The 17,066-nt window shown below is 35.0% G+C and carries 9 protein-coding genes; 4 read left to right on the top strand and 5 right to left on the bottom strand.

Annotation, left to right across the window (positions count from 1 at the left end; translation table 11 throughout):
- Positions 1–47: 47 nt before the first annotated feature.
- The 5 genes from QO182_RS03020 to QO182_RS03000 form a co-directional block, all read right to left on the bottom strand.
- The gene (locus QO182_RS03020; RefSeq protein WP_371559875.1) at positions 48–1,925 is read right to left on the bottom strand and encodes a glycoside hydrolase family 13 protein; all 1,878 of its coding nucleotides are present in this window, start codon (positions 1,923–1,925) and stop codon (positions 48–50) included.
- 213 nt (positions 1,926–2,138) lie between these two features.
- Positions 2,139–4,454 (bottom strand): glycoside hydrolase family 65 protein, encoded by a 2,316-nt coding sequence (locus tag QO182_RS03015; RefSeq protein WP_371559873.1) that lies wholly within the window; start codon positions 4,452–4,454, stop codon positions 2,139–2,141.
- A gap of 109 nt (positions 4,455–4,563) precedes the next feature.
- Positions 4,564–5,217: a beta-phosphoglucomutase gene (pgmB, locus tag QO182_RS03010; protein ID WP_371559871.1), complete on the bottom strand. Its 654-nt coding sequence runs from the start codon at positions 5,215–5,217 to the stop codon at positions 4,564–4,566.
- Positions 5,210–6,739 (bottom strand): MFS transporter, encoded by a 1,530-nt coding sequence (locus tag QO182_RS03005; protein ID WP_371541549.1) that lies wholly within the window; start codon positions 6,737–6,739, stop codon positions 5,210–5,212. The genes pgmB and QO182_RS03005 overlap by 8 nt, the downstream gene beginning before the upstream one ends.
- A gap of 292 nt (positions 6,740–7,031) precedes the next feature.
- A complete protein-coding gene (locus QO182_RS03000) occupies positions 7,032–8,057 on the bottom strand; it encodes a LacI family DNA-binding transcriptional regulator (RefSeq protein ID WP_371559869.1) in 1,026 nt (341 codons plus the stop codon).
- A gap of 333 nt (positions 8,058–8,390) precedes the next feature.
- Here QO182_RS03000 and QO182_RS02995 point away from each other — a divergent pair, with 333 nt between their 5' ends.
- The 4 genes from QO182_RS02995 to QO182_RS02980 all read left to right on the top strand — a co-directional run bounded on the left by QO182_RS02995 (position 8,391) and on the right by QO182_RS02980 (position 16,997).
- Positions 8,391–11,342 carry a SusC/RagA family TonB-linked outer membrane protein gene (locus tag QO182_RS02995; protein ID WP_371559867.1) on the top strand — a complete coding sequence of 984 codons (2,952 nt, stop codon included), beginning with the start codon at positions 8,391–8,393 and terminating at the stop codon, positions 11,340–11,342.
- A 17-nt stretch (positions 11,343–11,359) separates the two neighbouring features.
- Positions 11,360–12,952, top strand: coding sequence for a RagB/SusD family nutrient uptake outer membrane protein (locus QO182_RS02990; RefSeq protein WP_371541542.1), 1,593 nt, complete (start codon positions 11,360–11,362; stop codon positions 12,950–12,952).
- 21 nt (positions 12,953–12,973) lie between these two features.
- Complete coding sequence (locus tag QO182_RS02985) at positions 12,974–14,065, top strand: SusE domain-containing protein (protein ID WP_371559865.1); 1,092 nt, start codon at positions 12,974–12,976, stop codon at positions 14,063–14,065.
- A gap of 73 nt (positions 14,066–14,138) precedes the next feature.
- Positions 14,139–16,997: an alpha-amylase family glycosyl hydrolase gene (locus QO182_RS02980; protein WP_371559862.1), complete on the top strand. Its 2,859-nt coding sequence runs from the start codon at positions 14,139–14,141 to the stop codon at positions 16,995–16,997.
- Positions 16,998–17,066: the final 69 nt, after the last annotated feature.

Below are 17,066 nucleotides of genomic sequence, written 5' to 3'. Positions count from 1 at the left end.
TTGAACTGATTTTTGTGATGTGTTTGTTACATCAGTTTTGATGTGCTTTATTTTAATTCTAAAATTACAACTGACTTTGCTTCCAAACTAATTTCTGTAGAGATTTCGAAAGATAAATCTGTTAAAATATTTTTCGCGGTTGTAAAGTCTTTTATGTTTTCCTTAAAACGGGCTGTATTCATCGTTTGATTTTCGTTGCTATTGTTTATTATGATCATAACCGTTTTCTTGTCAGTATATCTAAAATAGACGTAGACATTGTTTTCAGGAATGTAATGCGTCATTTTTCCAAAATGTACTGCTTCATTTGTTTTTCTCCATTGGAACAATTTAGAAGTAAAGTCAAAATATTCATTTTGATCAACAGTTCGACCTTCTTTAGTGAAAGCATTGTTTTTATCGCCAGACCAGCCTCCGGGAAAATCTTGACGTATGTCAGCATCGCCTTTGTCTTTGTCGCCGCTCATTCCTATTTCGCTGCCATAGTACAATTGCGGTATCCCGCGGACAGTCGCTATTAAAGCCATGGTCATTTGGTATTTTCTAAAATCATTTTGATATACGTGATTAATTCGGCTGGTATCATGATTTTCGGCAAAAACCATGATGCTATTGATGTTGGGATATAAAAAATCATTAGCAAAATTGTCGTAGACTTTTACCATTCCATTGTCCCAAGTTCCGTCATCTTCATTGAAAACGGTACCAATGGCATCGTGTAACGTAAAGTCCATAACACTTGGTAAGTACGAATTGTAGTTTTGTATAGCGCCAATTTTACTGTCTTTTTGCCAATAGGCCATTTGAGCCTGATCGTGCATCCATATTTCTCCTACAATGTTGAAATTTGGGTATTCATCGGTGATGGATTTTGTCCACGATGCAATTCCGGCAGGGTCAGAATAGTTATACGTATCGACTCTGAAACCGTCTAGATCTGCATACTCAATCCACCAAATAGCATTTTGTTTGAGGTAGTTTAATACCAAAGGATTTGATTGGTTTAAATCAGGCATCGAGGGAACAAACCAACCGTCAAGACAAACCTTTGTGTCTATTTTTGAAGCGTTAATGTCGCTTATCGTAGAGCGTTTGTGATTTGTTTGTGTATAGTTTTCAAATTGATGAATCCAGTCGTGTGTGGGTAAATCCTTCATCATCCAATGTTCAATTCCCCAGTGATTAGTAACATAGTCCATTACTAGTTTCATGTCTTTTTTATGCATCTCAGATGATAAACGCACATAATCATCATTAGTTCCATAACGGGGGTCAATTTTATATACATCAGATTGTGCATAGGTATGATAGGAAAAGGCTTTGTCGTCATCCTCGCATAATGGCGTACTCCAGATTGCCGTCGCTCCAAGAGAAGAAATGTAATCTAAGTTTTTTATGATCCCTTGAATGTCTCCACCGTGTCTTCCACCAGGTAAATCACGATTGTATTTTTCTACAGTTGTACTATTGCTATCATTTTGTGGGTTGCCATTAGCAAAACGATCTGGCATTATAAGATATAGCATATCAGATGCGTCAAAGCTTTTGCGTTCTGCTGATTTTTCTCTTCTTTTCTTCAGCGCGTACTTGTGTGTAAAAGCAATTTGATTTTTATTTCTGAACGAAAAGATGATTTCGGTGGCACTTACATTTTTAGTATTAATGGTAACAAATAAATAATTCGGGTTTTCTGTTTTTTTTAGCTCAGTGATGGCAATAGAGTTAGAAGCTGTGACGTCATATTGCGCTATATTTTTACCGTAAAACATAATCTGTAATTCTGGATTGTGCATTCCGGCATACCAGAAAGGAGGTTCGACCCTGTCGATTTGTGCGTTTGTGGTAAGGGACATAAAAAAAAGGATTAAGGGAATGATTTTTATAAAAGAGGAGTTTCCCATTGAAATCGAGGTAAATTTATTCATATTTATGCACATAATGATTACTATTAAATTTTTTAAAGCAATTAAACTAGAGAATAGTGCCACTTGAAATGTGTGGGTTATTGTCGCTGTATTGCTATATAGTTTTAAAGTACAACTTAAACTAATTGAACAATCCCAATGAATATTGGGATTGTTTGTTAGCCACAGAGGACTTGTAATTAAATGAAAGAGTTGTCTACAAGTTCTTTACAATTAATTTTGAGGTACAGCAATCGGACTATTTGGCGATACCGTAATCTTTTTTTCGTTCACTAAAATGGCTAAATCTTTAGTTCCATCTACTGAAAATGTAGTTTCAACATGAGTGATTGCCACTGTTATAATTTGATTTCTAAAATTGATTTTAAAGGAATATCCTTCCCATTCTTTTGGAATTTTTGGAGAAAAACTAAGAGTGTCGTTTTTGACTCTCATTCCGCCAAAACCTTCAACAATACTCATCCAAGTTCCAGCCATAGAGGTGATATGACAGCCTTCTTCAACCTCTTTGTTATAATCATCTAGATCTAAACGTGATGTTCGTAAGTAAAAAGTATAAGCCATGTCCATCTTGTCTAATGAAGCCGCTTGTATAGAATGCACACATGGAGAAAGTGAACTTTCATGAACGGTAAAGGATTCATAAAATTCGAAGTTGCGTTTCAATTCTTCTTTAGAGAAATGTTCCTCAAAGAAGTAAAAGCACTGCAATACATCAGCTTGTTTGATATAAGGAGAACGTAATACTCTGTCCCAAGACCATTTTTGGTTAATTGGTCGTTGTGCCGGATCCAAATCTTTTACTGGAACTAAATCTTTGTCTAAAAAGCCATCTTGTTGCAAGTATACACCTAGTTCTTTAGAAACCGGAAAATACATGTTGTCAGCTACTTTTTTCCATTCTTTCAATTCAGATTCAGCCAGTTTTGTTTTCTCAATAATTCGTTTGTGATCTGACGGGAATTCTAATGAAACTTTCTGAAGTTGTTCATACGTATAATCAATACACCATTTTGCAATATAGTTTGTGTAGAAATTATTGTTTATGTTGTTTTCATATTCATTGGGTCCAGTAACTCCTAAGATTACATATTGATTTTTGTCTTTAGAGAAATTAGCTCTTTGGTGCCAGAAACGTGCAATGGCAATTAGAACTTCTAATCCTTTTTCAGGAATATAAGAGTAATCACCAGTAAAACGGTGGTAGTTAAAAATAGCAAAAGCGATCGCGCCATTTCTATGAATTTCTTCATGTGTGATTTCCCATTCATTATGGCACTCTTCACCATTCATAGTTACCATAGGGTAGAGAGCAGCTCCGTCTTTAAAACCTAGATTGTTTTGCGCATTTTCAATTGCTTTGTCCAATTGGTTGTAGCGGTACGTCAAAAGATTCCGTGCAACTTGCTGATCTTTTGTTGCCATATAAAACGGAATGCAATAGGCTTCGGTATCCCAATAAGTTGATCCTCCATATTTTTCGCCAGTGAATCCTTTTGGACCAATATTCAATCGGCTGTCCTTACCTAAATACGTTTGGTTTAATTGAAAAATATTGAAACGAATTCCTTGTTGTGCTTTTACGTCCCCTTCAATAGTGATGTCAGACATCTCCCAAATTTTTGCCCAAGCAGCAATTTGGTCTTCCAATAATTGATTATATCCTTTTGCTAATGCCGCTTGAATTGCTTTCTCAGCTGCAGATTGTGTATTGCTGTGGTTTAAAGAAACAGTGTATCCACCTATTTTTTGAATAGAAGAGGTTTTTCCTTTTGCTACAATTACTGCATAAATACTCTGGATCTTATCAGTCGTGGTATTAAAATTTGTAGGTGAAAGGTTTAAGTTCTTACCGTTTTCTAAAATGCTATTTTGCATAAAAGTAGTCACTTTAAAATGCGTTTTAAACGTTTGTGCAGTTACAAATGCTTCGTTACCGGTGTGTTTTACTTCAAGCGGTTCCCAGAATTTTTCATCCCAGTTAGCGTCTTCGTTAGTAACACCAGCATCAATATAGGGTTTGTATACGATTTTTGCATCTTTATTTAAAGGAGTGATTTCATAATTGATAATACCCACTTCGTCTAAATCTAAAGCAAGAAAACGCACCACATTCACAGCGATTTCAGTTCCGTTTTTTAATTTTGCTTCAAAAGAACGGCTGTACCAACCTTCTTTCATATTCAATTCACGACGGAAGTTTTTTATTTCGGTGCAGGTATTGAGGTCGAAAGTTTCATCGTTTATTTCGATTTCAATTCCAATCCAGTTTGGCGCATTTAATACTTTGGCAAAATATTCTGGATAGCCATTTTTCCACCATCCTACTTTGGTTTTATCTGGATAATAAATTCCCGCAATATAACTTCCTTGGAAAGTTTCACCTGTATAATTTTCTTCAAAATTGGCACGTTGTCCCATCGCACCATTACCAATGCTAAAAAGGCTTTCAGAAGATTTTACGCTTTCTGCATCAAATCCTTCTTCAATGATGGACCAATTGTCTGGTTTTATATAATCTTGGTTCATTCTTTTCTTTTGTTTAAAGTTTAAAAAGTATAAGGTTTAGAAGTTTACAGTTGTTGAAAATAGACGACAGTTTCTATTACCTCTTGTTTCTCTTTATTTAATCTGTTTATTAATTAATTAATCCTTCAATGAAACTCCTATCTATATGGTTGAAATCCTTAAATATGTATTTTGCTTCATATAAAACAGATTCTTCCCCGATTCCAATGCTTGTCATTTTTCCAATATTTGCTGCTTGAACTCCTGCTACAGAGTCTTCAAAAACAATAGAGTTCTCAGGACTTGTACCTAATAGTTTGGCCGCAATCAAGAACACTTCTGGATCTGGTTTAGCATTAGTAACATCATTTCCATCCACTATAGCATCAAAATAATGTCTTATTCCAGTTTTTTCCAAAATAGGTCTAGCATTTTTGCTGGCTGATCCCAAGGCAATTGGTTGATTTTTTTCTTTCAAGTATTGTAACATTGATAAAACACCTGGTAATAATTCACTTTGATCCATATCGATTAAATAGGATAAGTATTCTTCATTTTTCTCAATTAGCCATCTGTTTTTGTCTTCTTGCGAAGCTTCCACGTTTCCTAATCCTAAAATAATATCTAGAGAGCGTACTCGACTTACGCCTTTTAATAGCTCGTTGTTTTCTAATGTGAAATCAATTTGTAATTCATTTGCAATTTTTTGCCACGCTAAGAAATGATATCTGGCGGTGTCAACAATTACTCCGTCAAGGTCGAAGATGAATGCTTTCTTATTCATTTATTATAATTTTTGATTCGTCATTAATGGTCAGAGAAATAATTCCGGCAAGAATCATCGAGACTCCACCAATTAAAAGAGCATAAATAGGTTCGCTGTTAAAAAATTTAGAAACTAAAAATCCTAAAATAGATGCAGCCACTAATTGTGGGATTACGATAAAGAAGTTAAAAACTCCCATGTAATAGCCCATTTTGTTAGAAGGTAATGAACCGGATAACATTGCGTAGGGTATAGACAGAATACTTGCCCATGCAATTCCAACACCGATCATTGGAAGCCATTCCATCATAAAAACAGTTGGTTCCTGAATGAAGTATATGGATATAAGACCCAGTCCACCGCAGACTAATGCAACAAAATGCGTGAATTTAGTACTGGTATATTTGGCTAATACCGGTAGTAGAAAAGCGGCAATTGCAGCAATTAAATTATAATTAGCAAACATTTCACCTACTTGATTTGCACCAGTATTATACGCTTCAGATGTAGTATCTGTAGTTCCGTAAATATGTTGCGTAACTGCAAGAGTCGTGTAAATCCACATGGAGAAAAGTGCAAACCAAGAAAAGAATTGAACCCATGCCAGTTGTTTCATGATTTTTGGCATAAACTGAAAATCATTCATGATGGTCACAAATCCATTGTCTGTTGTATTGTTTTTTTGCATCATGCCAGAAACTAACATTGCCAATCCTCCTAAACCTATAAGTCCTAGTGATAGAACGTACAAGTCTTTCTTTAAATCGTATTCATAAATCAATGCTGAAAATAATGCGCTCACCACTAGGAATAAAATTCCTTTAGTTAAATGGGATTGTCCGTTAGTTACAAACCACTCAGCAGAATGTTCTTCTTTTATGAATGTGGTTTCTTTGTGTTTTTCAAAAGCTTCTAGTTCTTCAGGAGAATATTCTTTAGAAGTGATAACAGTCCATAGAACAGTTGCAATAAATACGACTCCACCAAAGTAGAAGGAATATTTAACTGAATCAGGAATGATACCAAGAGGAGCAGTGTTTTGAACTCCGAAATAGGTAAAGATTAATGGCAGTTTTGATGCGAAGTAGGCTCCAATTCCAATAAAAAAACTTTGCATGGCAAATCCCATGGTTCGTTGTTTTTCTGGAAGATTGTCTCCAACGAAAGCACGAAATGGTTCCATCGAAACATTGATAGATGCGTCCATAATCCAGAGCATTCCAGCTGCAAACCATAAAACAGGAGAGTTGGGCATTATAAATAATGCTGCCGAAGCTAAAATTGCACCTGCTAAAAAGTAAGGTTTTCTTCGTCCTAATTTTGTCCAGGTCCTGTCTGAAAAATAGCCAATTATGGGTTGGATAATTAATCCGGTCATAGGAGCGGCCACCCATAAAATAGGAATGTCATCAATACTGGCACCTAAAGTCTGAAATATTCTACTGACGTTTGAATTTTGCAAGGCAAAACCCATTTGAATTCCCAGAAATCCGAAACTCATGTTCCAAATTTGCCAGAAACTTAATTTACGCTTTTCCATTATCGTAATTTATATATTAACGATAAGCGCTGTGCTTATCAAAACTAAACTTATTTTTCGAAGTAAAAGTAAAAGTATTGACGGGGTAAATATAAAAATTAATTTTAATGTTTTATTTTTTAGAGGGGAATTAAAAGCAACTTTTTTCACTACAAGGTTGTAGTAATGAATAAAATAGGAAAAAAAGGAAAGTGGAAGGAGTGCGGAGGTTAAAGGTTAGCGATAAGAAGTTAGAAATAGGAGGTTTTAGCGGAACACTTTCCTTCTAACTTCCTATTTTTCACTTCATATATTAATTGGTTGATTCTCTTTCAATAAGATGGGTTTCAATAACTTCAGTTTTATAATTTTCTTCTTCTAGATGTTCATTCTCTGACTCTAATCTGTCAATAAGCATTTTTGCCGCTTTATTTCCCATTTTTTTACCGCTTTGGCTCACGGTGGTAATAGTAGGAGTAGAGTATTTAGAAATAATTCCATCTGTAAATGCAATTACAGCTAGGTCTTTAGGAACGTTCAAGCCCATTTTATTTGCGGCTTTTATACAAGTGACAGCAAAAAGTTCGTTTACAGCAAAAATGGCATCTATTGCTTTTTCCTCCAGTAATTTACCAATGATGATTTCGCAAGTGTCAACGTCTTCAATTTTAATGATTAGGTCCTCATTAAAAGGGAGTCCATTGTCTAATAAAGCTTTTGTATAACCATCGGTTCTTAGCTTACCTACACTTACATAGTCAACTGTGGTAACTAAGGCTATTTTTTTTCGGTCTTTGTCGATAAGGCTTTGAACGGCTTCATACGCTGCAAGCTTATCGTCAATAATCACCTTGTCGCACAGGATTTCATTAGAAACTCTATCAAACATAACCACGGGCATACCCTGATCGATAACTTCTGTGATATGGTGATAATCACCTTTAAATTGGGTTTCTTTTGATAATGACATAATGAATCCATCAATGCTTCCATTAGCCAGCATTTCCATATTAAGGACTTCTTTATCAAAAGAATCGTCAGATAGGGTTATAATTACACTGTAGCCGTTTTCATTAGCCACTTGTTCTATTCCATTGATGACCGTGGAGAAAAAATAATGGACAATCTCTGGTATAATAATTCCTATGGTTTTTGTTTTTCGGTTCTTTAAACTTAGGGCAATATTGTTGGGTCTGTAGTTGTAAAATTTGGCAAAAGCCTGCACTTTTAGTCGGGTGTCTTCTCCTATTTCTAAGCTGTTTCTTAATGATTTTGAAACTGTAGAGATTGAAACGTCAAGTTCTTTAGCAATTTGTTTAAGCGTTACTTTTCTTTTCATATAGTTAGACTTTGTTTTTTAGTGATTATATGTGGTATCGCTTTTTTATTTTTTGGTGCTTGCTTGCATCAAATTTTTTGTTACTGGCGATTACATAATTGTAATATTGATAAAAATTATTTTCGTAATAAAGATAGAATTTGTTTTGATTAATGACAATTTAACCCCTAAAAATTTACATAAATGAGAAAGTTTTCAACACTATCACGTTTTCGTAAACTAATATAATAGAGTCCGTGTTGAGGCTGTTAAAATTTATATAAATTTAGCATTCGAAGTAAAATTAAATGTTAAAAACACAACTCAAAAAAAAAATTAATTTAAACAAAAAGTATGAAAACAATTTATAAAAAGTTGTTATTTTTATTACTATTACTGCCTTTTAGTATTCTGGCTCAGAATACTCTTAGTGGAACTGTTCTTGATAAGTCATCAGGGCAGCCCATTCCGGGAGTAAATGTAAATGTACAAGGTAGCACAAATGGCGTTTCAACGGATTTTGATGGAAAGTTTCAATTGCCAAATGCTAAGAAAGGTTCTAAAATCGTTTTTTCTTTCATTGGATACAAAAACACAGTCATTAACTATGATGGTCAAAAATCAGTAACGGTTTCATTAGAAGAAGATGCAAATCAATTAAGTGAAGTAGTAATCCAAGTGGGTTATGGTACCGTTAAGAAAAAAGATGCTACAGGAGCAGTAACCGTATTGACATCGAAAGATTTTAATAAAGGACCAGTGACTTCTGCAGATCAAATGATTCAAGGGAAAGTAGCAGGTTTGCAAATCATCAACGGGGGAGGTTCTCCAGGAGTTGATCCGGTTATTAGAATTAGAAGTGGATCTTCATTATCAGCGAGTAATGATCCATTATATGTTATTGATGGTGTTCCAGTGGCTAGTGGAGGTGTTGAAGGTGGTAAAAACCCATTAGGTACCATTAATCAAAATAATATTGAATCGATTTCAGTATTAAAGGATGCTTCGGCTACTGCTATTTACGGATCACGTGCTTCAAATGGGGTAATTATTATTACTACTAAAAAAGGTAAATCAGGTGAATTACAAGTAAGTTATAATGGAAATCTTCAAGTATCTGAAATTACCAGTAAAGTGGATGCGTTATCTAGTACACAATTTAAAGATTTTGTTGCGGCTAATGGAAATGCAGCTCAACAAGCACTTGTAGGTACTGCTGACACAGATTGGCAAGATGAGATTTATAGAACTGCTATTGGTACAGATCACAATATCGCATTAAGCGGTGGTACTGATAACGTAGTATATAGAGCGTCTGTTGGATATGCGAATCTAAATGGTATCTTAAAAAGAGACAACATGGAAAGAAGTACTCTTGGAGCTAATGTAACAGGGAATTTCTTTGATAAACATTTGAAAATTGAAATCAATAATAATACATCGCTAATAAAAAGTAATTATAGTACTAATGGTGCTATTGGTGGAGCAGTTAGCTTTGACCCTTCGCAACCAGTAAAAAATGCTGATGGAACTTATTTTCAATGGTATAAACAAGGTGATGAAGGAGATGAAATAAATTCATTAGCAGGAGTTAATCCAGTTTCTCAAATTGAACAACAAAACAACTATGGTAGTTTTTATAGAAGCATTGGAAACATTCAGTTTGATTATAAGTTGCATTTCTTTCCAGAGTTAAAAGCGGTAGCTAACTTTGGTTATGATCAAATGAGTGGTAGAGGATATGGAGATAATGCGTTAGATTATCGTAATGGATTATCGGGTTCAGGATATGGCAATACGTATGAAAATATAGAGTCTCGTGACAATAAGTTAATGGATTTATATTTAAACTACAATAAAAAAGTAGATGCAATTGATACACAGTTTGATGTAACAGGAGGGTATACTTATCAAGATTTTAAAGAATCAAAAAATAAATCTTCTTACAATGTGGAAAGAGGTGTTACTAATGTGGAGCTATCTACACCAACACGTATTAACTTACAATCATTCTTTGCCAGAACTAACATTACAATTGCAGACAAATATTTGCTAACCTTATCTTATAGAAGAGATGGGACATCAAGATTTACTGAAGACTTCAGATGGTCAAACTTCCCGGCAGTTGCTGTGGGTTGGAAGTTAAACGAAGAGAACTTCTTAAAAGATGTAGCTAGTATCTCTACTTTGAAACTTAGAGGTGGATGGGGTATTACTGGACAACAAAATATTGGTAACTCATATCCGTCTATTCCTTTGTACTTGGCGTCTAATAGTTCTGCTCAATATCAATTAGGGGATACATATTATACAACATATAGACCAGAGGCCTACAATAGCAATTTAAAATGGGAACAAACAACAACTGCAAATGTAGGTGTTGATTTTGGATTGTTTAACAATAGATTTACGGGTAGCGTTGATGCGTATCAAAGAACTACCAAAGATTTATTATTGTATACTTACAATCCATCTTTCTTTGGTTTCTCTAACCAAGATAATTATAATATTGGAACAATTGATAACAAAGGACTTGAGTTAGCTGCAGAAGTAATTCCTGTAAGAAATGAGAATTTCCAATGGACTGTTGGTGGAAACGTTACTTTTCAAAATTCTGAAATCACTAAGTTAACAACGACTCAAGACAATACTCCAGGTATTACTGATGTAGGAGGTATTGATGGCGGTACAGGAAATTATATCCAAAGTCATCAAGTAGGTTATGCACCAAGTTCATTTTTTGTTTACGAACAAGCTTATGGAGCTGATGGAAAACCACTTGAGGGGGTTTTTATTGACAGAAATAAAGATGGTATCATTAATAGTGATGATAAATACCGTTTTCATAAACCAGCTGCTGATGTGTTTTATGCATTCAACACAAGCATATCTTATAAAAACTGGGATATGGGAATGAACTGGAGAGGATCATGGGGTAATTATAATTATAACAATATCGATTCTAATAAAGGAGTTTACAACAGTGTTTTAACTAGAAGTACTGATTTAAGCAATGGTGTTGCTAATCTTTTAGAAACTGGTTTTGTTAATTCGGATAATTTTCAATTACACTCTGATTATTACGTACAAGATGCTTCATTTATTAGATTGGACAATGTAAGTGTAGGCTATACTTTTAATCAAAAAGAAAATGCTACGTCATTGGTTAAATTAACATTGGCTGCTCAAAATATTTTGGTAATAACCAATTATGATGGCTTAGACCCTGAGATCTCTGGTGGTATTGATAAAAATTTATACCCTAGACCAATTACTTTTACGTTAGGTTTGAACGTTAATTTCTAATACAAATAATAAGAAAAATGAAAAATATATATAAACGATTATTGGGTGTTTCTTTGTTCCTGCTGGTGCTTACTTTTCCATCATGTACAAATGATTTAGTCCAATCTCCAGATAAAGGAGATTCAGTTCCAGGTGAGGAGTTTTTTAGCTCGCCGGAATCGTACAAACAAAATTTAGCAAAACTATATGCTGGTTTTGCTACATCAGGTCAACAAGGTCCTGCAGGAAAAGGAGATATTTCAGGCATTGATGAGGGAACAAGTCAATATGTGAGAGGGTATTGGATGATGCAAGAATTGACAACTGACGAAGCAGTTATTGGGTGGAATGATGGGTCTATTAAAGATTTCCATTCTCAAACATGGAGTTCTTCGGATAGTTTTATTAATGCAACTTTTGCTCGTTTCTCTTTTCAAATTGTAAACTGTAACGAATTTTTGCGTCAGACTACTGATGAGAAATTGGCTGCTAGAGGAATAGATGCTGCATTAAAAGCAGAAATTGCTGTTTATAGAGCTGAAGCTCGTTTCTTGAGAGCAATGACGTACTGGCATTTGATTGATACATTTGGAGGTGGTTCATTGGTTACTGAAGATTCTCCTAGTACTTTCTTTTACCCAGAATATGCAACAAGAGCTGAATTGTACAAATTTGTTGATGAAGAGTTAACTGCTATTACTCCGTTAATGAAAGCGCCAAAAACAAATGAGGCTTATCGTGTAGATCAGGCCGCTGCCTGGATGTTACAAGCTAAATTGTATATGAATGCAAAAGTGTATATCGGTACTGATAATTACGCAGCTGCTGTACCATTAATTACAAAAATTGTTGGTTCATCTTATTCATTGCACAACAATTACAATCAGTTGTTTCTTGCTGATAATGATAAAAATGGTGCGCAAAACGAATTTATTTTTGCTATCGCATTTGATGGTCTTCGTACACAAACTTATGGTGGAACTACTTTCTTAACGCATGCACCAGTAGGTGGAAGCATGAAAGCAGCTGAATTTGGAATCAATGGTGGTTGGGCTGGTATCAGAACTACTGCAGCATTTGTAGATAAGTTTACTGCGAATACAACTGATAGACGTGGACAGTTTTATACAGAAGGACAAACTAAAGAAATTAAGGATATAGGGACTTTTACTGATGGGTACGCTATTCAAAAGTTTAGAAATGTGACTGTAAACGGAGTACAGGGTTCTGATAAGTCTGGGGATTTTTCAGATTCAGATTTTCCTATTTTCCGTTTGGCAGATGCTTATTTAATGTATGCAGAATGTGCTGTAAGAGGTGCGGGTGGAAGTTTAGCAACTGCCACAACATACATGAATGCTTTAAGAACGAGAGCTAAAGGTGCGGCAGTAACTCAAGGGGATCTTAATTTGAACTTTATTCTTGACGAAAGAGCTAGAGAATTACACTGGGAAGGACACAGAAGAACGGATTTAATTCGTTTTGGTAAATTTTCTGGAGGAAGTTATTTATGGCCTTGGAAAGGAAATGTGGCCGGAGGATCTCCAACACAGTCTTACAGAGATTTATTCCCAATTCCTGCAACAGCCCTAGCATCAAATAGTAAATTAATACAAAACCCTGGATACTAATAATTTTAAAAATTTATAAAAATGAAAAATATAACAAAATCAATAATTGCTTTATTTGCAGTAGTTGCTTTGTCTTGTAGTGTTGAAGACGTTCAAGATAGACCAGTAATTCAAGGAATAGAAACTCCAGAACTAGTGGCGCCACAAAATGATAAATTATACACTTTAGTAGAAGTTAATGCTGAAAAGGTAGCGGAACGTTTTGTTTGGTCAGCAGCTACATACGGTGGAGATGTTCAGATAGGATATAAACTAATGATTGATGTTAAAGGCGGTGACTTTAAAAAAGCAATTGAATTAGGTGGAACTGCTGGTGCGACACAAGTTGAAGTAAGTGTTAAAACATTAAATCAAGCCGTTGTTGAATTAGGTGGTGTTGCAGGAGTAGCGAGCTCTTTTGATGTAAAAGTGATCTCAAGCTTAGCAGGTGGTGAAATAATGACTTCTGCAAAGCCATTAACTATTTTGGTTAATTCTTATACTGGTTTAATTGCTTATCCATTTACAGATTGGTATCTAATTGGTGCAGCTGTTCAAGGAGGATGGGATAATAATGCAGATACGAAACACCAACCAATGTTTAGAATCACTACGGCTGCTAACAAATACTCTTTTACAGGATACTTTGGCGCAGGTAACTTCAAATTAATATCTAAAAAAGGAAGCTGGGATTTTCAATTAGGTAAAGCAAGTGCTACAGCTATTGAACTTAACGGTAATGCGGGTGAATTTACAATCGCTACTGCTGGGTATTACAAGTTTACTTTTGACAGTACTGCATTGACTTACATATTAGTACCTTATACTGGTACAACAACTAAAACCTTCACTACAGTTGGTATTATAGGAAGTAGTACTGCTGGAGGGTGGAATGCTTCAACTGCTTTGACAAAATCTGCTTTTGACGCTCATAGTTGGACTTTAGGAGTAACTACATTAAATGATGGTGAAGCAAAGTTCAGAGCAAATAATCTTTGGGATGATAGTTGGGGAGGTAAAACAGCTTTCTCAGGAGGAGGAACAGGGGATAATATTCCTGTTGCGAAGTCTAAATATATAATTTATTTTAATGATTTAGACGGTAGTTATTTAATGATACCAAATCAAGAATAATATCTTAAACTTCAAAGGGCTATCTTTTCGATAGCCCTTTTTTAATAAAATCCATATTTAATAAATAAATATTATGAAAAAAATTACTTTATTATTTTTACTAATATCATCTTTTGGGTTTGCACAGTTTACCACTTCTCCATCACCTGCAATTGCGAGTGGAATAGTAACGCTTAATTTCAATAAAACAGGTACGCCACTAGCTGCATATACGGGTACGATATATGCACATATTGGTTTGACGGTTAATGGAACAAGATGGCAAAACGTCAAAGGGACTTGGGGAACTAATGCAACACAACCTACATTGACTTTAGTTTCTGGAACAACTTATAAATTAGATTTAACACCAGATTTGTTTACTTATTTTGGCGTGCCCACTTCAAGTTCGATCACTGAAATTTGTGTGGTATTAAGAAATGATGCTGGAAATATGCAAACAGCAGATACTTTTTTTAATGTAGGAGCTTTTCAAGTTAGTTTAACTTCTCCAGCAGAAAATAGTTCATCAATTATTTCTTCAGGAGGAAGTCTAAATATTGTCGCAAATAATACTAGTGGAAATGCCAGTTATAATTTAAAGGCTAATGGAGTAAGTATTAATACAAATACCAGCACTTCAAGTTATAGCTATAACCATACGAATATAAACGCTAATCAAAACTATGAATTGGTAGTTACACAAGGAGCAACAACAGTTAGCAAAAAATTCAGTGTGGTTCTTAATCCAGGTACAATCCCGGCAGCAATGCCTTCTGGATTATTGGATGGTATCAATTATAATACTGCAGATGCTACAAAGGCAACGTTAGTTTTAGATGCTCCGCTAAAAGATTTTATCTATGTAGCGGGAAGTTTCAACGGATGGGAGCCAAATACTAACTATGCCATGAAAAAGGATCCTAGCTCAGGTAAGTTTTGGTTAGAACTAACTGGATTGATATCAGGTACAAATTATAGCTATCAATATTGGGTAGTTGATGTCACACCTATCGCAGGAACACCATCACTGGTAAAAACGGCTGACCCCTATTCTACTTTGGTATTATCGGCGGATGATGATCCTTATATTCCAGCATTATCGTATCCAAATTTACCTGTTTATCCAGTAGGTCAACAAAGAGATGTTACTGTTTTGCAAACAGGACAGACTCCATATCCATGGAGTACTGCAACAACTAATTTTGTAAAACCAGAAAAAGAGAAATTGGTGGTTTATGAGCTATTGGTTCGTGATTTTGATGCTGCCAAAACTTATCAAAGTGTAATTGATAGAATGGATTATTTCAAAAATCTAAAGATAAACGCTATCGAATTATTACCAGTAATGGAATTTGAAGGTAATGAAAGTTGGGGTTACAATACTTCTTTTCATATGGCTTTGGATAAGTTTTATGGAACTTCGAGTAAATTCAAGGAACTGGTAGATGTTTGTCATCAAAACGGGATTGCCGTAATTCTTGATGTTGCTTTAAATCACGCGTTCGGAAGAAACCCTATGGTGCGTATGTGGATGAATGATCCTGACGGTGACGGTTGGGGTTCGCCATCAGCTGAAAATCCTTATTTTAATACAGAAGCCATGCACAGTTATAATGTAGGGAGCGATTTTAACCATCAGATGCTTAGAACTCAAAACTATGTAAAAAGAGTAGTCAAACAATGGATAGAAGAATATAAAATTGATGGATTGCGTTGGGATTTAACCAAAGGTTTTACTCAAAACTGTCCTTCAAGTGTTGCTGGTGGTCAAGATAATTGTACAAATCAATTGCAAGCGGACAGAGTAGCGGTATTGAAAACGTATGCAGATTATTCTTGGAGTTTGGACGCTACACACTATACCATTTTTGAGCATTTAGGTACAGATACTGAGGAACAACAATGGGCGAATTATAGAATTGATGATGCGGTTAGCAAAGGGATTATGATGTGGGGTAAAATGACTGAACAATACAATCAGTTGACCATGGGGTATAATTCAGATAATAACATTTCTAGAATAAATAGTACTGCTCACGGATTTACAAAGAATAGATTAATGGGTTATGCAGAGAGCCATGATGAGGAGCGCTTAATGTATAAAAACATACAGTATGGTGCTAATCTAAATGGATACAATGTAAAAACACCAGCTACTGCACTTTCCAGAATGTCTGCTTTAGGGGCTGTGACATTGTTAGTTCCGGGACCAAAGATGATTTATCATTTTGGTGAGCTGGGGTGGGATCTTTCCATTTTTACATGCAACAATGGTTCTGTAAATACTTCTGATGATGCTATTTCAGGAGATTGTAAATTAGACACTAAGCCGCAACCGCAATGGGTGAACAATTGGCTTGGCGATAACAATCGAAATAAAATTTATACCGATTGGGCTAAAATGATTACGATGAAAATTAAGGAACCTGTTTTTTCAGGGACTGCAACCATCAGTAGTTCATCATTAACTCCTACTATTAAAATCACTAATAGTTCATTGGCTTCAAGCCAATTGAAAGATGTTTTAGTGTTAGCTAATTTTGATTTAGCTACTAAAAATGTACCTACTGGTTTTCCTTACACAGGAACTTGGTATAATTTAATGGATAATACCTCGATTACTGTTACTGATGTTAATGCGGCAATTAGTATTCCTGCCGGAGAATTTAGAATATATGGTAATAAGGTCGCTAATTTGGCTATAGCCAATTTTGAAAAAGAAAATGGAATCTATCTATATCCTAACCCTGCAACTAATTACTTCACATTAAATACGGCAGCTTCTAAAGTCCAAATTTATTCTGTCACTGGACAATTGATGAAAAGCTTCAACGGCAATCAGTCTACATCGTCTCAATATAACGTGAGTGATTTAAGTAATGGAGTGTATGTTGTAAAAGCACTGAATGAAAACAATGAGGTTCAAGTGATGAAATTTATAAAAAAATAGTTTTTGATTCTGTTTTAAAAAAGCTGTTGCTTAATAAACTGCCTCCAAAAAGTTAGACACTATTTGGAG

It is taken from the genome of Flavobacterium sp. Arc2 (genome assembly GCF_041431385.1).
GTDB lineage: Bacteria > Bacteroidota > Bacteroidia > Flavobacteriales > Flavobacteriaceae > Flavobacterium.
Note: the sequence above shows the minus strand (reverse complement) of the source record. Positions and strands in the feature narration are given on the sequence as shown.